The organism is Streptomyces sp. NPDC047043, from assembly GCF_040644055.1.
Lineage (GTDB): Bacteria > Actinomycetota > Actinomycetes > Streptomycetales > Streptomycetaceae > Streptomyces.
Genome location: NZ_JBEYVO010000004.1, coordinates 368,518 through 390,012, shown reverse-complemented (window position 1 = coordinate 390,012; position 21,495 = coordinate 368,518). Strand labels below are relative to the sequence as shown.

Annotated in this window: 20 protein-coding genes and 3 pseudogenes; 11 read left to right on the top strand and 12 right to left on the bottom strand. The window is 70.4% G+C overall.

The window, feature by feature from the left end; genetic code table 11:
- Positions 1–671: 671 nt before the first annotated feature.
- On the top strand, positions 672–1,964 hold the full coding sequence (locus ABZ880_RS09005) for a hypothetical protein (RefSeq protein WP_361259209.1): 1,293 nt from the start codon (positions 672–674) through the stop codon (positions 1,962–1,964).
- Positions 1,965–2,249: 285 nt separating this feature from the next.
- Positions 2,250–2,503: pseudogene (locus ABZ880_RS09000) on the top strand (MMPL family transporter); the annotation flags it as partial.
- A gap of 222 nt (positions 2,504–2,725) precedes the next feature.
- Here ABZ880_RS09000 and ABZ880_RS08995 read toward each other — a convergent pair.
- From ABZ880_RS08995 to ABZ880_RS08980, 4 genes and pseudogenes are all read right to left on the bottom strand, one after another.
- Entirely contained in the window at positions 2,726–3,727 is a 1,002-nt protein-coding gene (locus tag ABZ880_RS08995) for a glycoside hydrolase family 43 protein (protein WP_361259247.1), read from the bottom strand.
- 33 nt (positions 3,728–3,760) lie between these two features.
- Positions 3,761–3,965: pseudogene (locus tag ABZ880_RS08990) on the bottom strand (GntR family transcriptional regulator); the annotation flags it as partial.
- 16 nt (positions 3,966–3,981) lie between these two features.
- Positions 3,982–4,275, bottom strand: coding sequence for a DUF1905 domain-containing protein (locus ABZ880_RS08985; protein WP_361259206.1), 294 nt, complete (start codon positions 4,273–4,275; stop codon positions 3,982–3,984).
- 5 nt (positions 4,276–4,280) lie between these two features.
- A complete protein-coding gene (locus ABZ880_RS08980) occupies positions 4,281–5,057 on the bottom strand; it encodes a DinB family protein (protein ID WP_361259203.1) in 777 nt (258 codons plus the stop codon).
- A 140-nt stretch (positions 5,058–5,197) separates the two neighbouring features.
- On the opposite strand from ABZ880_RS08980, the pseudogene ABZ880_RS08975 reads away from it, so the two are divergent.
- A pseudogene (locus tag ABZ880_RS08975) lies at positions 5,198–5,590 on the top strand (hypothetical protein); the annotation flags it as partial.
- 204 nt (positions 5,591–5,794) lie between these two features.
- On the opposite strand, the gene ABZ880_RS08970 reads toward ABZ880_RS08975, so the two are convergent.
- From ABZ880_RS08970 to ABZ880_RS08945, 6 genes are all read right to left on the bottom strand, one after another.
- Positions 5,795–6,664 carry a metal ABC transporter permease gene (locus ABZ880_RS08970; protein WP_361259200.1) on the bottom strand — a complete coding sequence of 290 codons (870 nt, stop codon included), beginning with the start codon at positions 6,662–6,664 and terminating at the stop codon, positions 5,795–5,797.
- Positions 6,661–7,467, bottom strand: a complete 807-nt coding sequence (locus tag ABZ880_RS08965; RefSeq protein WP_361259244.1) for an ATP-binding cassette domain-containing protein — start codon at positions 7,465–7,467, stop codon at positions 6,661–6,663. The genes ABZ880_RS08970 and ABZ880_RS08965 overlap by 4 nt, the downstream gene beginning before the upstream one ends.
- Positions 7,468–7,520: 53 nt before the next feature.
- Positions 7,521–8,450: a zinc ABC transporter substrate-binding protein gene (locus ABZ880_RS08960; protein ID WP_361259198.1), complete on the bottom strand. Its 930-nt coding sequence runs from the start codon at positions 8,448–8,450 to the stop codon at positions 7,521–7,523.
- 159 nt (positions 8,451–8,609) lie between these two features.
- Positions 8,610–9,002: an SCO5389 family protein gene (locus tag ABZ880_RS08955; protein WP_361259195.1), complete on the bottom strand. Its 393-nt coding sequence runs from the start codon at positions 9,000–9,002 to the stop codon at positions 8,610–8,612.
- Between the two features lie 55 nt (positions 9,003–9,057).
- The gene (locus ABZ880_RS08950; RefSeq protein WP_361259192.1) at positions 9,058–10,017 is read right to left on the bottom strand and encodes an ATP-binding protein; all 960 of its coding nucleotides are present in this window, start codon (positions 10,015–10,017) and stop codon (positions 9,058–9,060) included.
- A 178-nt stretch (positions 10,018–10,195) separates the two neighbouring features.
- Positions 10,196–10,582 carry a metalloregulator ArsR/SmtB family transcription factor gene (locus tag ABZ880_RS08945; protein WP_361259189.1) on the bottom strand — a complete coding sequence of 129 codons (387 nt, stop codon included), beginning with the start codon at positions 10,580–10,582 and terminating at the stop codon, positions 10,196–10,198.
- Positions 10,583–10,693: 111 nt separating this feature from the next.
- Here ABZ880_RS08945 and ABZ880_RS08940 point away from each other — a divergent pair, with 111 nt between their 5' ends.
- On the top strand, positions 10,694–12,682 hold the full coding sequence (locus ABZ880_RS08940; RefSeq protein WP_361259187.1) for a heavy metal translocating P-type ATPase: 1,989 nt from the start codon (positions 10,694–10,696) through the stop codon (positions 12,680–12,682).
- A 9-nt stretch (positions 12,683–12,691) separates the two neighbouring features.
- Here ABZ880_RS08940 and ABZ880_RS08935 read toward each other — a convergent pair whose 3' ends face one another.
- Positions 12,692–13,672 (bottom strand): D-glycerate dehydrogenase, encoded by a 981-nt coding sequence (locus ABZ880_RS08935; protein WP_361259184.1) that lies wholly within the window; start codon positions 13,670–13,672, stop codon positions 12,692–12,694.
- 94 nt (positions 13,673–13,766) lie between these two features.
- Positions 13,767–14,675, bottom strand: coding sequence for a nitrogen assimilation transcriptional regulator NAC (nac, locus tag ABZ880_RS08930; RefSeq protein ID WP_361259181.1), 909 nt, complete (start codon positions 14,673–14,675; stop codon positions 13,767–13,769).
- Positions 14,676–14,940: 265 nt separating this feature from the next.
- Between nac and ABZ880_RS08925 the strand changes: the two genes are divergently transcribed.
- The 7 genes from ABZ880_RS08925 (at position 14,941) to ABZ880_RS08895 (ending at position 21,487) form a co-directional block, all read left to right on the top strand.
- On the top strand, positions 14,941–15,723 hold the full coding sequence (locus ABZ880_RS08925; protein WP_361259178.1) for a 5-oxoprolinase subunit PxpA: 783 nt from the start codon (positions 14,941–14,943) through the stop codon (positions 15,721–15,723).
- A complete protein-coding gene (locus tag ABZ880_RS08920) occupies positions 15,716–16,438 on the top strand; it encodes a carboxyltransferase domain-containing protein (protein ID WP_361259175.1) in 723 nt (240 codons plus the stop codon). The genes ABZ880_RS08925 and ABZ880_RS08920 overlap by 8 nt, the downstream gene beginning before the upstream one ends.
- Positions 16,431–17,417, top strand: a complete 987-nt coding sequence (locus ABZ880_RS08915; protein WP_361259172.1) for a biotin-dependent carboxyltransferase family protein — start codon at positions 16,431–16,433, stop codon at positions 17,415–17,417. The genes ABZ880_RS08920 and ABZ880_RS08915 overlap by 8 nt, the downstream gene beginning before the upstream one ends.
- A 74-nt stretch (positions 17,418–17,491) precedes the next feature.
- Positions 17,492–18,811, top strand: a complete 1,320-nt coding sequence (locus tag ABZ880_RS08910) for an MFS transporter (RefSeq protein WP_361259169.1) — start codon at positions 17,492–17,494, stop codon at positions 18,809–18,811.
- Positions 18,812–18,844: 33 nt separating this feature from the next.
- Positions 18,845–19,591: an SDR family oxidoreductase gene (locus ABZ880_RS08905; RefSeq protein WP_361259166.1), complete on the top strand. Its 747-nt coding sequence runs from the start codon at positions 18,845–18,847 to the stop codon at positions 19,589–19,591.
- Positions 19,588–20,787, top strand: a complete 1,200-nt coding sequence (locus ABZ880_RS08900) for an aspartate transaminase (RefSeq protein WP_361259164.1) — start codon at positions 19,588–19,590, stop codon at positions 20,785–20,787. The genes ABZ880_RS08905 and ABZ880_RS08900 overlap by 4 nt, the downstream gene beginning before the upstream one ends.
- Positions 20,788–20,812: 25 nt before the next feature.
- Entirely contained in the window at positions 20,813–21,487 is a 675-nt protein-coding gene (locus tag ABZ880_RS08895; RefSeq protein ID WP_361259161.1) for a 4-carboxy-4-hydroxy-2-oxoadipate aldolase/oxaloacetate decarboxylase, read from the top strand.
- Positions 21,488–21,495: the final 8 nt, after the last annotated feature.

The following is a 21,495-nucleotide window of genomic DNA, read 5'->3' as shown; positions in this document are numbered from 1 at the left end:
TGCGGTTCGCGGTGGAGCGGCTGGAGGATCCGGAGCTGGAGCCGCGCGAGGCGGTCCTGGAGCCGAAGCTGGTCGTACGCGGGACCAGCGGACCGCCGGTGGTGGTGGGCTGAGATCTTGGGGCGGGGGATCTTGGGGCGGGGTCGCGGGTCGGTGGGCTGAGGTCGTACCGGTGGGTTGGTGGCGCGGAGTGGGGTCGATTCTGCGGATGCCGTGCCGTGCCGTGCCGTGCGACCTGGGTCGGTCGGGCGGGCGTGACGGTGGCGATGCCGGTTGCCGCGGTCGGGTGCGGTTGAAGGTGGGCGTGGCCGGGCGCGCGTCGTAGTCCATTCTGCGTGCGCGGATTCTTACGTACGGGAGGTAGGGCCGAGCGCTGCCTCGCGAGGGCGCGAACCGTGCGGGCGTGGTGGTTTTGACGCGTCGTCAACTTGGCGGGTGCCGCGTCGAGGCGTTCGCCGGGTGCAGGTCTGAGATGCGTGGTGCGCTCCAGAGCCTTCTGCCGCTTGGCGGGCGGTATCCGGGCCAACTGGCCCGCCCGCGCTACACCATCCGGTGGCTTATGCGCCTAATTGCGTTATTCGGGTGTCCGATTTCCTGATCATTCCACTGTCCGGCTCTTGGTGCTGACCAGCCGTCACGAGCTCTGAACCAAGTCGAGGAGAGTGGAGAAAATGACGACATCGCCGAGATGGCGATCTGTCCTGGCGTCATCCGCCGTGGCTGCAGCGCTTGCCGCAGCCGCGCTGGGGAGCGCCGGAACCACCCACGCTCAGGACCACCCTGTGCCGCACCCGCCGACCCCGGCAAAGCCTGAGGTTCCGCCGAAGCCGGCGTATCCGGAGCTCCCGGCGAGGGCGGTGTATCCGGCGCATCCGGTCAAGCCTGCCTATCCGCAGCACCCGGTCAAGCCCGCCTATCCCGAGCACCCGGTGAAGCCGGCGTTTCCGGCTCATCCCATGAAGCCTGAGGTTCCGGTCAAGCCTGCGTACCCGGCCCATCCGGCGAAGCCTGAGCTGCCGGTGAAGCCGGCGTATCCGGCGCACCCCGTGAAGCCTGAGGTTCCGGTCAAGCCTGCATACCCGGTGACGCCTGCTTACCCAGCGAAGCCTGAGCTCCCGGCGAAGCCCGCCTATCCGGCAAAGCCCGTGAAGCCCGAGCTTCCGGCCAAGCCTGCTTATCCGGCGCACCCGGTTAAGCCGGAGCTTCCGGTGAAGCCTGCGTATCCGGTGAAGCCTGAGCTTCCGGTGAAGCCTGCGTATCCGGTGAAGCCTGAGCTTCCGGTGAAGCCTGCCTATCCCGCGAAGCCTGAGCTTCCGGTGAAGCCTGCCTATCCGGTGAAGCCCGAGCTTCCGGTGAAGCCCGCCTACCCCGCGAAGCCCGAGCTTCCCGTCAAGCCCGCGTACCCGGCGATTCCGGTGAAGCCTGAACTCCCAGTGAAGCCTGCCTATCCCGCGAAGCCTGAGCTTCCGGTGAAGCCTGCGTATCCGGTGAAGCCTGAGCTTCCGGTGAAGCCTGCCTATCCCGCGAAGCCTGAGCTTCCGGTGAAGCCTGCCTATCCGGCGAAGCCGGAGCTTCCGGTGAAGCCTGCCTATCCGGCGAAGCCGGAGCTTCCGGCGAAGCCTGAGCTTCCGGTGAAGCCTGCCTATCCGGCGAAGCCTGAGCTTCCGGTGAAGCCTGCCTATCCGGCGAAGCCTGAGCTTCCGGTGAAGCCTGCCTACCCGGCGAAGCCTGCCTACCCGGCGAAGCCTGAGCTTCCGGTGAAGCCTGAGCTTCCGGTGAAGCCTGCCTATCCCGCGAAGCCTGAGCTTCCGGTGAAGCCCGCTTACCCCGCAAAGCCCGAACTCCCAGTCAAGCCCGCCTACCCCGCACACCCCGCGAAGCCCGAGCTTCCCACGAAGCCTGACCTCCCGAGCAAGCCGGACCTGCCGACGAAGCCCAACTACCCGTCACACCCGTCGAAGTGAGTCTGGCCGGCGAAAACGGCCTCGCGACAGGCGCACTCTCCCTCGACCCGGCGACCACCAGCGCTTCTGTAGCCGCCGCCGGGAAACACCGCGAAACCCCGAAGGTTCCCCGCATCGACCGGTGCTGACGGCACCTCAGTGGACCAGACAGAGCCGGGCCCGGAGACCTGGGCCCGGCTCACCGCTGCCCGCGTGATGACCTGACTCGCGAGTGCAGCAGGCGCTCCAGGAACGTACAGAGACCGTTGTCGTACGGGCGCCCGGGAAGTCATGGTCGGGCAACGGCTCGCGCCCGGGCTGCCGCTGCTGACCGCGATCTTCGCGCTGACGACGGCCATCGCGGTCTTCGACATGGGCTCCAGCGCCTCGACGCCGGCGTTGATGCCGGGCTTGGCGGTGGCCATCGACTACGCCCTGTTCATCGTCTCCCGCTACGGCAGCGGTATCCGCTACGGGCATGAACCGGAGGAGGTCGCCGGCGGGCCCTGGGCACGGCAGGTTCGGCGGTGGTGTTCGCCGGGCTGACCGTCGTCAGCGCTCCCGGTCGGGCTGAGCGCGACCTCGACGAGTGCACCTGCGACGCCCTGCGCGCCGGAGTCCGCGGGTTCCCGCTCACGCACCGCGCGTTGGCCGTCGGCGACGCGGTCGGCGCCAACGCGAGGTTTGCGTCGTCGCCACCGGCCTGTGCAACGCCGAGATCGCCACCCGCCTCTCCGGCGCGGAGACCACCGTCGAGTCCCACGTCCGCCCGCGGTCGACGGTCATCCGCCGCCGTCGAGGTCGGTGCGTTGGCGGAGTACGCGTAGTTCGTGACCGTCGAGTTGCATCTCGTACAGCTTCCCGCGCGCGTTCTCGAAGGGCCGGTGGAGGATCATCATCAGGCGGTCGTCGAAGGTACGGAACAGCATGCCGTGGCCGCTGTCGTCGCGGACCAGCGGCCGGTGCTGTTCCCAAGGCCCGGCCAGGTCACCGGACTTGGAGACCGCGTACGTCTGCACATAGCCGCCGCTGATGGTGCCGTCCTTGCCGACGAGATTCTTCTCGTACGTCGACCACAGCATGAGCAGGGAGCCGTCGGGCGTGCCGTACAGCTGGGGGCCGTCGGTGATGTAAGGCGGGAGCTGGTTCGGGACGCCGGCCGGGATCTGTTCGCCGATCCAGGACGCGTCCGAGGCCTTGAAGAGGAAGACCGGGTCGCCGATCGTGCCGGACAGGTCGGCGGTCAGCCGGATCGCTTCCATGGTGCCGTCGATGGTCTGCAGCCACTCGTGCGCGTACACCATCCAGGGCTGTCCGGACGGGTCGACGTGGAGCGTCCCGTCGAGAGTCATGAGGTTCTCGGGCGGGGTGGGCCGCGCGGGGTCGACGACGGTGAAGGGGCCCAGCAGCGAGTCGGACACGGCGGTGACCGTGCCGCGCATGTGGTTCGGGAGCTGGAACGGCGTGCCCCATTGGTTGGCGGGCGGCACCGGCAGCGGTCTGTCCTGGTTGTGCAGCGTGGTGAACAGGTAGTACCTGCCGCCGCATTCGTGCACCTCCGGAGCCCAGGCGCCGTCGGTGGCCCAGAGGTCCTGCTGCTCGGCGGTCAGGAAGACCACGACGGGGCGCGTCCAGTCGAGCAGGTCCTGGCTGCGGTAGACCATCGTGCCGGTGCCGTCCACGCCTGACACGGAAGGGTCGTTGGACGTGTAGAGGTAGTAGGTGCGGGTCTTCTCGTCGGCTACGACGAACGGGTCGTGCAGCGGCATGTCGGGAAGCCGCATCGGTTCGCTCTCGGACACCGTCGAAGAATACGTTCACTCGGTGGGCAGGTGGTCGTGCAGGTGGTCCCTCAGCCACGTCTCCGTACTGCTCACCTGCAGCAGCGCGGCGGCCCGCGGCCCGGGTGTCGACCAGGCCGCGCCAGATGCGGGCCCGCAGGGTACGGCCGGAGATGCCCTCCAGGAGCGTGAGCAGCGACTCGTTGCCCGTGGCCGCGACGACGGCACGGTGGAAGGCCGCGTAGGCCGAGGGCGGGTCAGGCGCCGAGGCGGACGGTCATCTCCACCGTTACGTCGTCGCCTGCCGAGATGTCCTGCGGTTTGCGCACGGCGTTCTTGAGCGGCAGCAGGTAGGTGCCGTCCTTCGGGAAGAGCGAGGTCTCGAAGGCGACTTCACCGATCCGGACCTGGACCGGGATCACGCCCCAGCCGTAGGTGGCCATTGCGGCCACCTCGCGGATGTCGGCGGACTCCTCGTCCGGCACGGGGACGAAGTAGTACGGCGCCGGTCCGCGCCATTCGATCACCCGGCCGGTGAAGGCGAGTTCCATCGGGTTCAGTCTCCCTGTTCGAGGACGGCGAGATCGCGTTCGGCGTACATACGGTGCCACCACTCCTCGTTGAGGACGACCAGCAGGCATTCGCGTACGGGGAAGGTGTCGCCCTCGTCGGGCCAGCCGGGGCCCTCCAGGGGTTCGGTACGGCTGTCGAGCTGCGCGTCGGTCAGGCCGTCGACGACCCGCCGCATCGTCGCCATTGCCGCCAGTCGCAGGGCGAGCGCCTCGTCGAGCGACGGGCGAGCCTCGCGGTCGTGCGGCACTCCTGGTCGCGGGCTCATCTGGTCCCACGGCAGGGACAGTGGATGCCACGGGCGGGGGTTGCCCAGGACGGCTCGGGAGACCCAGGACTCGGTCGCGAACGCGAGGTGGCGCAGGGTCTGGATGAACGACCACTCGCCGCCGACCGACGCGTGCAGTTTCTCCGGGTCCAGCCGCCGCGCGCGGGCGACGGTCGCCTCCCACAACCGCTCGTTGAGGTCCCAGGCTTCCCGGAACCCCTCGGGGGTGGTGGGCCGGAACTTGGGCCGGTCGGGGTGCCGGCGGTCGAGTTCCGCCTCGACCAGTGGTGCGACGTCGACGCCGTTGATGACGAGGTTCTGGATCTCACCGTCGATGGTGGTGTCGACCAGCTCGACACCGCGCATCACGACCCGGTTGAGCACGCACGCCCGCAGCGTCGCCCCGTTGAGGTTCACCGTGGTGAACCGCGCCCCGGCCATGTCGGCGCGCTCGAACTCCTTGCCGCGGAGATCGGCGAAGTCACTGTCGCTCATGGCGATCACCCTAGGACTGAAGTGCTGCTCACCGGGCCGCTTAGGGGAGGTGCAGGGGGCGAGCCGTTCACCTCCGCGCTCGCGATCCCGTCGCCGGCCGACCGCACGATCTACTGCCGGACCTCTCCAAGGCGTGCGCCATGACGGGCTGGCGCATCGGCTACCTCCGCCCTCACCGCCGTACGCGAAGGCGGCCAGGAGGTACGCGCGATGGCGGAGGACCACAGCTGCCGCCGGTCGCGGCGCCGGCAACGGGGTCGCGGTCCGGCCCGGGAGCGAGTTCGGTGCCCGCGGCGCGGGTCACCTGCGGTTGTCGTGCTCTGCCGGCCCGGAATCCATCACCGAGGGGGTCCGAAGTCTGGCGGGCGGCCTCTCGGCCCTTCGTTGAAGCTGAACGGCGAGTCGTAATGCAACGGGGAAGCCGACCAATGCGCAGTGACACGGAGCGCAACCGCAGGCAGCTGATCAAGGCCGCCGCGATGCTGTTCGAGAACTCGCCCACGCCGGTCAGCCTGGCCGAGATCGCCAAGCACGCCGAGGTGTCCACCGCGACGGCCTACCGGCACTTCTCCTCCGTGGAGGAGGTCCGGCACGCCTTCCGCACGCGACGTCCTCGACCTGATCAAGTCCGGACGGACCGAGGACGAGGCGGCCGCCCGCCTGCTCGCCGCGCTCCGCGGCGCCCTGATCGGCTGGGCCGGCGCGACGGGCCGGTAGGGCGAGGGCCTCCACTGGGCTCAGGCGGTTCGCGGTGCTCCCCATCGCCGGGTGCGGCAAGTGCCCGCCCATCGGCAGACGGCGTAGATCGTGAACGAGATCGTCGTGACGTACGGACTGATGGGGATGGAGCTGCCCAGGGCGAGCAGGATGCCGCCCTCGATCGAGAGCACGGCGAACACCACGCTCAGCAGTGGCAGTACCACCGGAGACGCGGTGAGGCGGGCGGCGGCCGCGGCGGGAGTGACGACGAGGGAGAGGACCAGCAGTGCGCCGACGATCTGCACCGACAGGGCCACCGCGAGACCGAGCACGATCATGAACGCGAAGGACAGCGCACGCACCGGCACCCCGCGCGCCTCGGCGACGTCCGGGTCGGCGCTGGCGAAGGCGAGCGGCCGCCACATGACCGCGAGCGCGACGAGGACCAGCGCGGAGGTGCCCAGCAACCAGGCCGTCTGCGGGGTGTCGACGGCGACGATCTGCCCGGTGAGCAGGCCGAACTTGTTGGCCGCGCGGCCCTTGTAGAGGGCGAGGAAGAGCACGCCCAGCCCGAGGCCGAACGGCATGATGATGCCGATCACCGAGTTGCGGTCACGGGCCCGCGTCCCCAGGACGCCGATCGCGCCTGCCGCCAGCAGCGAGCCGGCGATCGAGCCCGCCACGATGTTCACCCCCAGCAGCAGTGCCGCCGACGCGCCCGCGAAGGACAACTCGCTGATGCCGTGCACTGCGAAGGGCAGATCGCGCATCATGACGAACACCCCGGCCAGCCCGCCCACCAGACCGAGCGCCACCCCGGCGATCAGGGAGTTGCGGACCAGCGCCAGGAGTTCGCCGTAGTTCTCGAAACCGAAGATCTGGTGCCAGACCCCCTCGGCGAGCGTCATGCGCGCAACTCCTGTGTCTCGTGGGCGTGATGCGGTGGCGTGGCCGGGTCGTCCGGGGCGCCGACCACCACCACACGGCCGTGCACCCGGACCACGTCGACCCGGGTGCCGTACAGCTGCGACAGCGACTCGGAGGTCAGCACCTCCTCCGGCGTCCCGACCCGGTGGCCGCCGCGTGCCAGGTAGAGCACCCGGTCCACCAGGCCGAGTACCGGGTTGATCTCATGGGTCACGAAGACCACCGCCGTGCCGTGGGAATGTCGCCGGGCGTCCACCAACTCGGTGACGGCCCGCTGGTGATGGAGGTCGAGGGAGAGCAACGGCTCGTCGCACAGCAGGATTTGGGGACCTGTCGCCAGTGCCTGCCCGATGCGCACCCGCTGCCGCTCGCCCCCGGAGAGCAGCCCGAGCGGTACATCGGCGTACGACGACGCCCCGACGGACTCGAGGATCTCGTCCACCCGACGGCGTACGGCACCCGAGCGCAACCTCGGCCCGAAACGGTGCCCGTCGATCCCGAACCGCACCAGATCGCGGGCGCGCAGCATCGCCTGCGCGGACAACTCCGCCTGCTGGGGCACGTATCCGAGGTGCCGGGCGGCCTCGCGCGGACTGCGGCCGAGCACGGTCAGCGACCCGGCGGACAGCGGCTGCCGGCCCAGCAGCGCCCGTACGAAACTCGTCTTGCCCGCTCCGTTCGGCCCGAGCACGGCAACGAACTCCCCAGCTTTCACGTCGAGTTCGAGGCCGCTCCAGACCACGCGGTCTCCGTACGACAGGGCCGCCTCGCGCAGACTGATCAGGGTGTCGGCGTTGCCGTTGCCCTGACGGGGCCGCGGAACCGCAGCCGGGTGCCTCACTTGGCCAGCGCGCTCGCGAGCGCGTCGACGTTGGCGGTCATCCAGCCGAGGTAGTCCTTGCCCTTGGGCAGGGTCTCGGTGACCGGTACAACGGGGATGCCGGCCGCCTTGGCCGCGGCCTCGGCCTTCTCGGTCTGCGGGCCGGAGGTCTGCTCGTTGTAGACGAGCGCCTCGACCTTCTCGCCGCTGAACAGGGCCAGCGTGGTCTGCAGTGTCCTGGCGGAGACGTCGTCGCCCTCCTCGATGGCCTCGCTGAACTCTGCGGGCGTCGCGTTCTTCAGCCCGCTCGCCTCGATCATGTACAGCGGCACGGGCTCGGTGATGGCCACGGCCTCGCCGCGGTGAGCCTTCTTGATCTGCGCCTCCTTCGCCTCCAGCGGTTGGAGCTTCGCCTTGAAGGCCGCGGCGTTCTTGGCGAAGGCGGCGGCGCCGGAGGGGTGGGCCTTGCCCAGCGCGGCGGCGATACGGTCGGCGATCCGGGCCACGGTGGGGAAGTCGTACCAGACGTGCTCGTTGAGCTCGCCTCCCTTCGGGGCGGTCTTGCCGGAGACCTTGACGGCGTTGATCACCGTGGCGGAGGAGTGGCCGCTCTTCAGCATGCGGTCGACGAAGTCGTCGTAGCCGCCGCCGTTCTCGACGACGACCTTCGCCTTCGACAGCGCCAACTGGTTCTGGGTGTTGGCCTCGTAGGAGTGCGGGTCCTGATCGGGGTCGGCGATGATCGACGTGACGTCGACCTTCGCGCCGCCTATCTGCCGGACGATGTCGCCGTAGACGTTCGTGGAGGCGACCACCGGTATCGCGGACGAGGCTGCCGGAGTCTGCGAGTCGCTGCCGGAGCCCGACGAGCTGCCGCAGCCTGCCAGCAGGGCCAGGCAGGCGCCGCCGATCAGGGCGGCCGGGCGACGGGACGGGGACGCGGGCATGGATCCTCCACGACGGGTCGGAACAGGGGTGTCAACGATGAGGGGGCAGCCCGGTGTGGACCGGGCTGCCCCCTCACGCTAAATGAAAACGATTGTCGAAACCATGCCCGGCCCGGCCCTTATGAAAACCGTTGCCAACTCTTGACGCGTCCCGCGAGGTCAGCAGTCGCGGAACTCGGGGGACTGGTTGAGGATCTGGGAGCGCAGGGAGGTGAAGCGGGTGTGCGTCTCGCCGCCGAGGTCCTCGGGGTGGAAGACGGCCACGCGATGGCAGTTCTGGAAGGCGAGGGCCACGCCGAAGTGCCGCTCGAGGCTGCCGCGGATAGCGTCACTGGACAGCGCCCGCAGCAGCTGGCCGCGCTCGTTCTCGGAGGGCGGCGGGGTCTGGTTGTCGGCGAACTCGGCGCTACCAGCGCGGAGTTCGTCCGCCAGGCGGGCGATCAGGTCATAGGCGTACGGCAGGGACGTGCGGACCGTTTCCACGAAGTCCTTCTCCCGCACCTCGCCGTTCTCGGCATCGGCGAGCAGTTGCGGGGAGACGTCGAGCGACATGAAGGGCTGTCCTGTTCTGTAGTGCGGTCATTGGTGCGGTTCTTTGCGGATGGGCTCAGGCGAAGGCCGCGAGAGCCGCGGGGCCGTGCTCGAAGTCGGGGTCGACCTGGGCGGTGAGGTCGCGGCCCGTGGCCTCGTTGGCCCAGGCGGTGGCGTTGCGCAGATGGAACTCGACGGCGTGGCGCTGGAAGGCGGCCCAGTCCTTGGGGCGGGCGTCCACGGCCTCGCGCAGCCTCTCGAGGGTGCGCGCGTTGTGCGGCTCCAGCTCGCCGGGGGTGCGGCCCTGCTCCTGCGCCCGGACGAACGACGACTGCTCGCAGTGGGCGACGAGGTCGTCGCCGACGTGCTCCCGCAGGAAGGTGAGGTCGTCCTCGCCGGTCACCTTGTTGCCGACGACGGCGACCGGGATGCCGAACTCGGCCGAGTGGTCGCGGTACTGGCGGTAGACCGAGACGCTCTTCCGGGTCGGCTCGACCACCAGGAAGGTCATGTCGAAGCGGGTGAACAGGCCCGAGGCGAACGCGTCGGCGCCGGCCGTCATGTCGACCACGACGTACTCGCCGGGTCCGTCGACGAGGTGGTTCAGGTACAGCTCGACCGCGCCCAGCTTGGAGTGGTAGCAGGCCACCCCGAGGTCGCTCTCGTCGAAGGCCCCGGTGACCATCAGGGCCACACCGGCGACCTCCTGGACGTGGTGGGCGTGGATCTCGTCGTCGCCGAGCGGGCGCAGCAGACGGGAGCCGCGGCCGGGCGGGGTCGTCTTGACCATGGCGGCGCGCGACGGGATCCGCGGGTTGGTGCCCCGGAGGTAGTCCTTGATCTCACCGGTCCGCGCGCTGAGCGGCGGCGCGGTGAAGAGCTCGTCCTCGTGGAGGCCGAGGGCGTACGCCAGGTGCTGGTTGATGTCGCCGTCGATGGCGACGACCGGCGCGCCGGAGCGGGCCAGATGGCGGGAGAAGAGGGCGGACAGGGTGGTCTTGCCGCTGCCGCCCTTGCCTACGAACGCGACGCGCATGACTGGCCGTTCTTATTGGAAATGGATGTCATGAGCACAGGTTGGAGGCATGGCTGTGCGCTGTCAAATCTCGCGGGGCCAACTGGCTGGTCGGCGCGGCGAGTTGGGGCAGGTGTTCGGTCGCCCGGATGGCGGAGCTCGGGGAGGGGGCGGCGGCGTACCGTCGGCTTCGCCGGGGTCAGCCTGCCGTCGTCGTCGCGTCCACCGCGCTCGCGGCGTCGCGCAGGCCCAGGCGCAGATGCTCCACGTGGTAGAGGGCCTGGTCGAGGAGTTCGGCGACGTGGTTGTCGTAGAGCGCGTAGATGACCGAGCGGCCGCGGCGCTCGCCCGTGACCAGGCCGAGGTTGCGCAGCAGGCGCAGCTGGTGGGAGCAGGCGGACTGTTCCATGCCCACGGCGTCGGCGAGTTCGGTCGCCGCGCAGGGGCCCTCCTGGAGGCGGGCCAGGATGCGCAGCCGGGACGGGGTCGCCAGGGCCTGGAGCGTGGCGGCCACGTCGGAGGCGCCCACGGTCTCGAGGCGCTCGCGTGCCGTGGCGGCGGTGTCGGTGTCAGCTCCGTGGCCCATACCGCTCATCCTACGGAGGCCGGGCGGCAAGGAGCCCGGTCGGACGGAGGTACGGGCCGGCGCCACATGAAGGAATGAATGGATCTTCATGTATTCCTGTATGGTGGGCGAATGACCTCCACGCTCACTCCGCCCCAGGTCGGCCCGGTTGCGCCCGTGTCCGACGCGGGTACGTCCCGCCGCCGGACCCGGTTCCCTGCGCCGGCCGAGGTGCGCTGGGCCGCGGTGGCCACCGCCTTCTTCCTGCTCGCGCTGCCGCTGCAGTTGACCGGTGCGCCGGCCTGGAGCTGGGGGGCGTTGTATGCCCTGGCGTACGTCAGTGGTGGGTGGGAGCCGGGCTGGGAGGGGCTCAAGGCGCTGCGGGAGAGGACCCTCGACGTCGATCTGCTGATGGTCGTCGCCGCGCTCGGCGCCGCCGCGATCGGGCAGGTGATGGACGGCGCCCTGCTGATCGTCATCTTCGCGACCTCGGGTGCGCTGGAGGCGCTGGCCGCCGCCCGGACCGCCGACTCGGTGCGCGGACTGCTCGACCTGGCGCCGCCCACGGCGACCCGGCTCGCCCTGGACGGCTCCGAACAGGCCGTACCCGTCGAGGAGTTGGCGGTCGGTGACACGGTCCTCGTACGGCCGGGCGAGCGGGTCGGTGCCGACGGGCGGGTGCTGGACGGGGCGAGCGAGGTCGACCAGGCGACCATCACCGGCGAACCGCTCCCGGCCGCCAAGGAGCCCGGCGACGAGGTGTTCGCGGGGACCGTCAACGGCACGGGTGCCTTGCGCGTCCGCGTCGAACGGGACGCCTCCGACTCGGTGATCGCCCGGATCGTGCGCATGGTGGAGGAGGCCTCCGAGACCAAGGCGCCGACCCAGTTGTTCATCGAGAAGGTCGAACAGCGCTACTCGCTCGGCATGGTGGCGGCGACCTTCGCCGTGTTCGCGGTGCCGCTCGCTCTCGGGGGCCGGCTGACCGAGGCGCTGCTGCGGGCCATGACCTTCATGATCGTGGCTTCGCCGTGCGCGGTGGTGCTGGCGACCATGCCGCCCCTGCTGTCGGCGATCGCCAACGCCGGACGGCACGGCGTGCTGGTGAAGTCGGCGGTGGTGATGGAGCGGCTCGGGCAGGTCGGCGCCGTCGCGCTGGACAAGACCGGCACGCTGACCGAGGGCATGCCGCGGGTGACCGACATACGGCCGCTGCCCGGATCCGGCCTGAGGGAGCGGGAGTTGACGGCGCTTGCGGCCGCCGCCGAGCACCCCAGCGAGCATCCGCTGGCGCGGGCGGTGGTGGACGCGGCGCGCGAACGGGGGCTGTCGCCGTCCGTGGCCGAGGAGTTCGAGTCCACGCCGGGTGTGGGTGTGACGGCAACGGTCGACGGGCGGCGGGTCGCCGTCGGCGCTCCGGCCCGGCTCCTCGCCGACGCGAGCGACGCCACGGCCGCACGGGCGGCGGTTCTCGCGGCCGAGCTGGAGGAGGGCGGACGTACGGCCGTCCTGGTCGTCGTCGACGGTGTTCCGGTGGGAGTGCTGGGCCTCGCCGACCGCCTGCGTCCGGACGCCGCCACCACCGTCGCCTCCCTTGCGGCGCTCACCGGCACCGTCCCGATCCTGCTGACCGGCGACAACCCGCGCGCCGCCGGGCACTTGGCCGCCGAGGTCGCCATCGAGGACGTACGGGCCGGGCTGCTGCCGCAGCACAAGGTGAGCGCGGTGCGGGAGCTGGAGGGCGCGGGGCGCAAGGTCCTGGTCGTCGGGGACGGAGTCAACGACGCCCCGGCCCTGGCCGCCGCCCACAGCGGCATCGCCATGGGCCGGGCGGGCTCCGACCTGGCGCTGGAGACCGCGGACGCGGTGATCGTCCGCGACGAGCTCGCCACCGTGCCCGCCGTGATCGCGCTGTCCCGTCGGGCGCGGCGGCTGGTCGTGCAGAACCTCGTGATTGCCGGGGTGTTCATCGCGGGTCTCGTCGTGTGGGACCTCGCGGGCACGTTGCCGCTGCCGCTGGGTGTGGCCGGGCATGAGGGTTCGACCGTTGTCGTCGGGCTCAATGGGCTGCGGTTGTTGCGGGAGTCGGCCTGGGGGAGGGCTGCCGCGGAGGGTGGGTGACGTCCGTGTTCAGCAGCCGGGTCGGGGGGATCCGGCGAGGCTCCGTGCACCCGGCGACGCGGCAGTACCCGGCAACTGGGTCCGCGCCGGTCGGCCGGCGAGCACCTCGAGGATGTTGTCGACCGCGAGGTCCACCATGGCGGCCCGTGTCGCCTCGGTGGCCGAGCCGATGTGGGGGAGTGTCACCACGCGGGGGTCGCCGACCAGCGGTGACAGCTCGGTGCCCATCGGTTCGCGCTCGAAGACGTCCAGCCCCGCCGAGTGGATGACCCCGTTGCGCAGTGCCGAGAGGAGCGCGTCCTCGTCGACGACGCCACCCCGCGAGGTGCTGACCAGCGTGGCGGTCGGCTTCATGGCGGCCAGTTCGGCGGCGCCGACGAGGTGGCGGGTCTGTGGCGTGAGCGGGACGTGCAGCGAGACCACGTCGGACTCGGCGAGCAGGGTCGGCAGGTCCACGGAAGTGGAGAGCGCGTCGTCGGGGGCGTACGGGTCGTGGTGCAGCAGCCGCATGCCGAAGCCCTGCGCCCGGCGTGCCACCGCCTTGCCGATCTGGCCGTAGCCGACCAGACCGAGCGTGGCGCCGTGCACGTCCAGACCCAGATGGTCGCCCATCCGGAACACGTTCCACTGCCCGGCGGCCAGCGAGTCACGGGCCGCGCCCAGCCGCCTGCGAGCCATGAGGATCAGTGCGAAGGTCAGATCCGCGGTGGTCTCCGCGAGCACGCCCGGGGTGTGCGTGACGACCACACCGCGCGCGGCCGCCGCCTCCTGGTCGACCGCGTCGTACCCCATGCTCGCGAGCGCCACGACCCGCAGCGACGGGCCCGCCGCGTCCAGCAGCGCGGCATCCACCCGGTCGTTGCCGAGCGCCAGAATCCCGCTCACGCCGCCCACCGCCGGACCGGGACCCACGACATCCGCGTGGGACGCCAGGCGGGTCGGGCCGCCGCCGGGAAGGTTCGCACGGGTGACGAGCACACGCTGCCGCATCTATTTCTCCTGTCGTCTTCCGCGCCGTACGAATTGAATGACGGCGATCGACGGAAACGTTAGGCAGCGCACCGCAGGGGAACAAATAGAAGTTTTACGTGACGCCATCGAGAATGCGTATCTGTTCGTGAAACAGGTCGTGTACCGCGAGGGCCGGCTCCGACAGCGGCTGGCTGTCCGACGTGCACAGCGACAGCTTGACCGGGATCGTCGGCTCGACGATCCGGCGCACCACCAGATTCCGTACGTCGAGGATCGCGCGCGCCGCCGACCACGGCAGGACCGTCGCCCCGAGGTCCGCGCCGACCGCGCTGACCAGGGTGAGCACCGACTCGATCTCGCCGACCACCCGCGGCTGCAGCGAGGCCTGCTGGAAGGCGCCCTCGACGACCTGCCGGATGGTGTGGATACGGCTCGGCAGCAGCAGGCCCACGTCGGCCAGCGCTTCCAGGGGGACGTCGCCCTCTCCGGGCGGCGCGGCCCCGCCCGGCGCGGCGATCAGGAACAGGTCCTCCGTGCGCAGCGGCTCGAACTGCACCCCGCGCAGCGGCCCGGCGCCGTAGATGAACGCCATGTCCATGCGACCCGTCATGATCGCCTCGCTGATGACGCCGCCGAAGTTCTCGTTGATGTGCAGCAGGATGTCGGGGTAGCGCTCGCGCACGCCGGTCAGCAGCGGCAGCGCGAGTGCCGCGCCCATGCTGTACGGGGCCAGGCCCACGGAGACGTTGCCGGCCGGTGCGCGGCCCGAGACGTCGACCGCGGCGTGGGCGAGCTCGACCTGGCGCAGGATGAGCTGCGCGTGCCGGTACAGCGCACGGCCGGCCTCGGTCGGGGCGACCCCGCGCTTGCTGCGGATCAGCAGCTGCTGCTTGAACTGGGCCTCCAGAGCCGAGAGCTGCTGGCTGAGCGCGGGCTGCGCGATGTGCAGGATGTCGGCCGCGCGCGTGATGCTCCCGGCATCCACGATCTTCACGAACGAGTAGAGACGCCTGGTGTCCATACGCGGCCTTCCAGCTGGTGCGGGGCCTCATCGTAGGTGCGGGACCGCGGGGACGGGCCCGTGCGCTGGTGACGCGGGTCATAGCCAGCCGTGATTACGTCACGCAGAACGCATATTTGCCGCCACGTCCCGTTGGTATTACGTTCACCGAAACGCAGATTTTCAGCCGCCCGGCCGGGGGATCCCTCGCTCATTTCGAAGAAATTCAGGCGGCGTCACGAACGCCATTCTCGTCCTTTTCTGCTGGAACTCATGGGAGGAACTCATGGCCCGTACGGTCGATCTCGTGGCCGATCTCGGCGAGGGATTCGGTGCCTACACCATGGGCGATGACGAGGCGCTCCTCGAGGTGCTGACCTCGGCCAATATCGCGTGCGGTTTCCACGCGGGCGACCCGCGGATCATGGACGCCACCGTTCGCCACTGCGTACGGCGCGGCGTCGCCGTCGGCGCGCACCCCGGCTTTCCCGATCTCGTCGGGTTCGGCCGCCGCGCGATGGACCTGACGCCGGACGAGGTCCGCACCGACGTGCTCTACCAGGTCGGCGCGCTGCAGGCGTTCGCCGCCGCGCACGGCACCCGCGTACAGCACGTGGCCCCGCACGGCCGGCTCGGCAACCTGGTCGCGGTCCGCCCGGACTACGCGGCCGCGGTGACCGACGCCGTCGCCTCCCTCGACCCCTCGCTGATCGTGCTCGCCCAGGACGGCGAACTCGCCGACGCGGCACGCGCGCGTGGCCTGCGCGTCGGCATCGTCGGGATCGCCGACCGGGCCTACCGCGACGACGGCACGCTGGTGCCGAGGAGCGAGCCCGGTGCCGTCATCCACGACGAGACGGAGATCGCCGAACGCACCGTCCGGATGGTCACCGAAGGCGTCGTCCGCAGCGTCGGCGGCCGTGACCTGCCCGTCCGCTGCGACACCGTGCTCCTGCACGGCGACACCCCGGGATCCGTCGCCCTCGCGCACCGCATCCGGGACGAACTCCTCGCCGCCGACATCAAGATCACGGCACTCGCCGACGTACTGGACGGCCGCGATGACTGAACCGGACGGCGGCGTCGTGATCGTCGACTGCGGTGACTCGGCCGTCGTGGCCCGGGCAGTGCGCGGCGACGCGCAGCGCGACTGGCGGCTCGTGCACGCCCTCGCCGACGCCTTCGACGCCGTACGGCCGGACGGGGTGCACGGGATCGTGCCCACGTACGACGCGCTCCTCGTCGAGTTCGACTGTGCGGGCACCGATCACGAGACGGTACGGCGAGTGCTGCGGCGCGAGGCCGACCGGCTCGGCGAGCGGCCCGAACAGGCCGTTGCGGCAAGGCGGTTCGTGGTTCCCGTGGTCTACGGGGGAGAGCACGGGCCCGACCTGCCCGTCGTGGCCCAGCAGTTGGGGCTCACCGAGCAGCAGGTCGTGGAGCTGCACTCCGGTGCCGACCTGACCGTCCGCTGCCTCGGCGCGCCGGCCGGCGCCCCGATGATGGACGGCCCGGCGTTTCCGAACCCCGTTCCCCGACTGGCCTCGCCACGGACACGCGTCGTGCCCGGGTCGGTCGCGGTGGCCGGCCGGCAGGCGGTCATCTGCCCGATGCCGTCGCCCGGCGGCTGGCCGCTCCTGGGCCGCACGCCGCTGTCCGTGCTCGACCTCGACGCCGATCCGCTCACCCCCTACCGCCCCGGCGACACCTTCCGCTTCCGGCCGATCAGCGCCGACGAGTGGGACGACCACGCCGGACTGCCCCTGGCGGCGGCCCATGGCTGACACCCTCACCGTCCACCGGGCCGGACTCGCCACCGTGCAGGACCTCGGCCGCTTCGGACGCTCGCGCTACGGCCTCCCCGTCAACGGCGCGCTCGACCAGCACTCGGCCCGCGTGGCCAACGTGCTGTGCGGCAACGACGAGAGCGCACCGCTGATCGAGATCACCGCAACGGACTTCGGCTGCACCCCCTCGACCGATGTGCTCGTCGCCGTGACCGGCGCGCCCGCGGACCTGACCGTCGACGGTGTCGCGCGTCCCCAGTGGGAGCCCGTCTCCGTCCGCCGCGGCCAGACGATCCGTGTCACCGGCATCCGGCTCGGCATCCGCGTCTATCTGGCGGTGCTCGGTTCCGTCAACGCCCCTATGCTGCAAGGAAGTTGCGCCCCCGACACCATCCTCGGCTTCGGCCGCACCCTGCGCGACGGCGACGAAGTCGGCCTGCGCACCCCCTGCCCGCCCCTCGACCACCCGCACTTCCGCATCCCGCTGTTCCGCCTGAAGGCACCCGTGCCGCGCTTCCACACCACGTGGACGATCGACGTCACGGACGGCCCCGACCGCGCCGAGTTCGGCGACACCGCCGAACGGCTCTTCCGGTCGCCGTACACCGTGAGCCCGCAGAGCAACCACATCGGGCTGCGCCTCGGCGGCGACGTACCGCGCCGGGTCGTGACCGGCGAGGTCCTCTCGCGCGGCGTCCCCGTCGGGGCCGTGGAAGTCCCCACCGGAGACGAACTGCTCGTCCTGCACCGCGGCCGCGGTGTCACCGCCGGCTACCCCGTCCTCGCGGTCGTCACCGCCACCGGCCTGTCCGCACTGGGACAGGCGAGACCCGGCCAGTCCCTCCGCTTCCGGCGCCGCACCATCGCCGAGGCGGTCACCGCCCACCGGGCCGAGCGCCACGCCGTCGACGCCCTCAAGGCACGCGTCCGCACGGTCTTCCAGGCCCTGCGCATCCCCGTCCCCCCAAGCCCCTGACCGGGCCCGACAACCGACACCCGCACCGAGCCGTGAGCACCACCTCCCCGTCCCACCTCCAGACAGGAGACGCCATGAGTACCGTGGCCGCCGCTCAGCCGGTACCCAACACAGTCGACCCGAGAACGGCGAGGAAAGTCACCCTCGCCGGCTGCGTCGGCATCTTCGCCGAGCTCTACGACAACGGCATCTTCGGCTTCATGGCCGGCACGCTCGCCGCGGTCTTCTTCCCCGGCTCGGACAACGCGACCGCCGTCCAGTTCGTCTTCATCGGCTACGCCGTCTCGTTCTTCTTCCGCCCGCTCGGCGGCATCATCTGCGGCCACCTCGGCGACCGCATCGGCCGCCAGCGCATGCTCGTCTTCGTCATCATGCTGATCAGTGTCGCGACCGCGGCCATCGGCCTCCTGCCCTCGCACGCCAGCATCGGCGTCGCGGCGCCGGTCCTGCTGATCCTGCTGCGTGTCGCGCAGGGCTTCTCTGTCGGCGGCGAGGCCTCCGGCGCGATGAGCTTCCTCGCCGAACACGCCCCCGAGGGCAAGCGCGGCCTGTACACCAGCTACGCCCAGATCGCCTCGTTCCTCTCCCTGCTCACCGGCACGCTGATCGCCGCCGCCATGACCAGCGGCCTCGGCGCGGACAGCATGGAGGCCTGGGGCTGGCGCATCCCGTTCCTGCTCGCCATCCCGCTCGGCATCACCGGCATCTACATCCGCAAGCGGATCAGTGACACCCCCAACTTCACCCGTCTGCAAGAAGGCGGCGGCCTCTCGAAGAACCCCCTCAAGGAGGCCTTCTCCTCCGCCGAACACCGCCGCGCGATGCTGCTCGCCCTGTTCATCCCGCTGATGAACGGCTCCGGCTACTACGTCCTGTTCAGCTACATGCCGACCTTCATGAACACCGAGCTGCACTTCAGCAAGGTGCAGGGCCTGCTCGTGACAGCGACCAGCCTGGTGGCGATCTCGATCGCGATCCCGTACATGGGCCGTCTGTCCGACCGGATCGGCCGCAAGAAGGTCCTCGCGGGCGCCGCAATCGCCATGGCCGCAGCGGGAGTTCCCTGTTACCTGCTCATAGGCACCGGCAGCGTCCCCCTCGCCATCCTCGGCGCCTGCATCATGGCGGTCATCTTCGCCGGCCACACCGGCGTCATCCACATCCTGCTCGTCGAGCTCTTCCCCACCCGCGTCCGCTACTCCGCCTACGGCCTGGGCTACAACGTCTCCGCCGCCCTCTTCGGCGGCACGGCACCCCTGCTGATGACGTACCTGATCGACAAGACCGGCAACACCAACATGCCCGCCTTCTACGCCGTCGTCACCGCCCTCGGCACTCTGCTCGCCGTGTCCCGGGTGCAGGACAGGGCCCATCTGCCGCTGCGCGACGCATAACCACCCCCTCAACCCGCTAGGAGACACACTCCCATGCCCTTTTCCGACTACAGGACTGCCCTGGTCACCGGTGCCTCCACCGGAATCGGAGCGGTGGTCGTCGAACGGCTCGCCAAACAAGGGCTCCAGGTCCACGCCATCGCCCGTAGCGCCGAGCGGCTCGACGACCTCGCCCGGCGTACGGGCTGCACCCCGCACGCCGTCGACATCACCGACACCGCGGCCCTGACCGAGACCGTGCGTGGCCTCGAGATCGACGTCCTCGTCAACAACGCCGGGGTCTCCCGCACCGGAAACATCCTCACCGCCGACGAGTTCGCCGTCGACGAGCAGATCGCCGTCAACCTCCAGGCCGTACTGCATCTCGTACGGCTGCTCATGCCCGGGATGGCCGAACGCGACCGCGGCCACATCGTCAACATCAGCTCGATCGCCGGGGTTTACAACTTCGGCGGCAACACGATCTACCACGCCACCAAGGCGGCCGTGCACACCCTCTCCCGCCAGCTGCGCGTCGACGGATACGGCCGGCGCATCCGGGTCACCGAGATCTGCCCGGGCCGGGTGGAGACGGAGATCTTCGGCCGCCTGCTCGGCGACATGGAAGAGGCCCGGCGCCAGTTCTACGACGGCTACGAGTCCCTCAAGCCCGAGGACATCGCCGACGCCATCGAGTTCGCGGTCGGGTCGCCGCGCCACGTGAACATCGGGCACGTGGAGATCCTGCCGACCTTCCAGGTGCCCGGGGGCCTCAACTTCGAGAGGCGGAACGACCGATGACGACCGCTCAGCGCGTACGGCGCATCAAGCCGTCCCCGAGCACGGCGGCCGCCCAGCGCGTCCGCGAACTCAAGGCCGAGGGGCTCCGGATCCTCGACCTCACCGTGGGCGAGCCCGACTTCGACACTCCGGACCATGTGAAGGCAGCCGCCATCGAGGCGATCCGGCAGGGCGAAACCAAGTACACCCCGGTCAACGGCACCCCCCAACTCCGGGACGCCATACGGCAGAAGATCGAGGAACGGCACGGACTCGACTACCCGGCCGACCGGATCGCGGTCGGCGGGGGAGCGAAGCAGGTCATCTTCCTCGCGCTGATGGCCACCCTGGACACGGGCGACGAGGTGATCGTCCCGGCGCCGTACTGGGTGTCGTACCCGGACATGGTCCTCGCCAACGACGGCACCCCGGTCGTTGTCGACTGCCCGGAGCGGGACGGCTTCAAGCTCACCCCCCAGCGCCTCGAACCGGCGATCACCGACCGCACCCGCTGGCTGATCCTCAACGCCCCGAGCAACCCGACCGGCGCCGCCTACACCACCACCGAACTCAAGGCACTGGCCGAGGTGTTGCTCGCCCACCCGCACGTCCAGGTTCTCACGGACGAGATCTACGACGAGATCTGGTACGAGCCCGGCGAGGTCCCGAGCCTCGCCGCCGTCGAACCCCGGCTGACCGACCGGGTGTTCCTCACCAACGGCGTCTCCAAGTCGTACGCCATGACGGGCTGGCGCATCGGCTACGGTGCCGGGCCCGCCGAACTGGTCGCCGCCGTCAACGCCCTGCAGTCGCAGATCTCCTCCTGCCCGTCCTCGATCAGCCAGGCAGCGGCCGCCGCCGCGCTCACCGGCGACCAGACCTTCGTACGCGAATGCGTGGCCGTCTACCGCGGGCGCCGCGACCTCACGGTGAAGCTCGTCGACGACATCCCCGGCCTGTCCTGCACGCCGCCCAGCGGCGGCTTCTACGCCTTCGTCAACTGCACCGGCGTACAAGGAAAACGGACACCGGCGGGCGAGGAGATCCGCTCCGACGAGGACTTCGCCCGGTACCTGCTGGAGTCGCAGCAGGTGGCGGTCATCCACGGTGCGGCTTATGGCTCGCCGGGCTACTTCCGCATCTCCTTCGCCACCTCGACCGACGTCCTGACCGAAGCCTGCGAGCGCATCGCCCGCGCCTGTGCCGACCTGTCCTGACGCCTGCCCGTCCTCAAGGAGCGAAATGATCCGCGTCAACACCAAGTTCGACCGCCCGGACCCGGCCCTGGTCGAGCAGCTGGGCAAGTACTCCGCCGCCACGATCCACGAGGCACAGGGCCGACTGGGTGCCCTCGACTCGACGATCAAGCCCGTCGACCCGTCGATGTCCCTCTGCGGTCCCGCCTTCACCGTGCGCTGCGCTCCCCGCGACAACATCATGCTGCAGGTCGCCATCGCCCACGCACAGCCCGGAGACGTCGTCGTGGTCTCCGCCGGCGAGTACGCGGAGGCCGGTTCCTTCGGCGACGTCCTCGCCAACGCCTGTGTGGCCAAGGGACTCGGCGGCCTCGTCACCGACACCGGTGTCCGCGACACCCAGGAACTGCGCGAACTCGGCTTCCCCGTCTTCTCGTTCAGCGTCTGCATGAAGGGCACCGTCAAGGAGACCGTCGGGCCGATGGCCGAACCGGTGCTGATCGGCGGCGAGATCGTCAACCCGGGCGACGTGGTCCGCGCGGACGCCGACGGTGTGGTGGTGGTACGGCGCGACGACGTGGCCGACGTCATCCGCAAGTCGCAGGCGCGGGTCGAGGCCGAGGACGCCTACATCGCCGCCTACCGCTCCGGGAAGAGCGTCATCGAGGTCAGCAACCTCGCGGCGGTGCTGGAGGCGAAGGGGCTCGTCATCGAGGCGTGAGCCGCAAG

Excerpts from the sequence above, each read along its gene's own strand:
- ABZ880_RS08910 (WP_361259169.1), top strand. The coding sequence starts at position 17,492 with ATGAGTACCGTGGCCGCCGCTCAGCCGGTACCCAACACAGTCGACCCG.
- ABZ880_RS08895 (WP_361259161.1), top strand. The coding sequence starts at position 20,813 with ATGATCCGCGTCAACACCAAGTTCGACCGCCCGGACCCGGCCCTGGTC.
- ABZ880_RS08955 (WP_361259195.1), bottom strand. The coding sequence starts at position 9,002 with ATGTCGCTCGACGTCTCCCCGCAACTGCTCGCCGATGCCGAGAACGGC.
- nac (WP_361259181.1), bottom strand. The coding sequence starts at position 14,675 with ATGGACACCAGGCGTCTCTACTCGTTCGTGAAGATCGTGGATGCCGGG.
- ABZ880_RS08935 (WP_361259184.1), bottom strand. The coding sequence starts at position 13,672 with ATGCGGCAGCGTGTGCTCGTCACCCGTGCGAACCTTCCCGGCGGCGGC.
- ABZ880_RS08925 (WP_361259178.1), top strand. The coding sequence starts at position 14,941 with ATGGCCCGTACGGTCGATCTCGTGGCCGATCTCGGCGAGGGATTCGGT.
- ABZ880_RS08950 (WP_361259192.1), bottom strand. The coding sequence starts at position 10,017 with ATGCGCGTCGCGTTCGTAGGCAAGGGCGGCAGCGGCAAGACCACCCTG.
- ABZ880_RS08945 (WP_361259189.1), bottom strand. The coding sequence starts at position 10,582 with ATGGGCCACGGAGCTGACACCGACACCGCCGCCACGGCACGCGAGCGC.
- ABZ880_RS08980 (WP_361259203.1), bottom strand. The coding sequence starts at position 5,057 with ATGAGCGACAGTGACTTCGCCGATCTCCGCGGCAAGGAGTTCGAGCGC.
- ABZ880_RS08960 (WP_361259198.1), bottom strand. The coding sequence starts at position 8,450 with ATGCCCGCGTCCCCGTCCCGTCGCCCGGCCGCCCTGATCGGCGGCGCC.
- ABZ880_RS08915 (WP_361259172.1), top strand. The coding sequence starts at position 16,431 with ATGGCTGACACCCTCACCGTCCACCGGGCCGGACTCGCCACCGTGCAG.
- ABZ880_RS08905 (WP_361259166.1), top strand. The coding sequence starts at position 18,845 with ATGCCCTTTTCCGACTACAGGACTGCCCTGGTCACCGGTGCCTCCACC.
- ABZ880_RS08940 (WP_361259187.1), top strand. The coding sequence starts at position 10,694 with ATGACCTCCACGCTCACTCCGCCCCAGGTCGGCCCGGTTGCGCCCGTG.
- ABZ880_RS08900 (WP_361259164.1), top strand. The coding sequence starts at position 19,588 with ATGACGACCGCTCAGCGCGTACGGCGCATCAAGCCGTCCCCGAGCACG.
- ABZ880_RS08970 (WP_361259200.1), bottom strand. The coding sequence starts at position 6,664 with ATGACGCTCGCCGAGGGGGTCTGGCACCAGATCTTCGGTTTCGAGAAC.
- ABZ880_RS08920 (WP_361259175.1), top strand. The coding sequence starts at position 15,716 with ATGACTGAACCGGACGGCGGCGTCGTGATCGTCGACTGCGGTGACTCG.
- ABZ880_RS09005 (WP_361259209.1), top strand. The coding sequence starts at position 672 with ATGACGACATCGCCGAGATGGCGATCTGTCCTGGCGTCATCCGCCGTG.
- ABZ880_RS08985 (WP_361259206.1), bottom strand. The coding sequence starts at position 4,275 with ATGGAACTCGCCTTCACCGGCCGGGTGATCGAATGGCGCGGACCGGCG.
- ABZ880_RS08995 (WP_361259247.1), bottom strand. The coding sequence starts at position 3,727 with ATGCGGCTTCCCGACATGCCGCTGCACGACCCGTTCGTCGTAGCCGAC.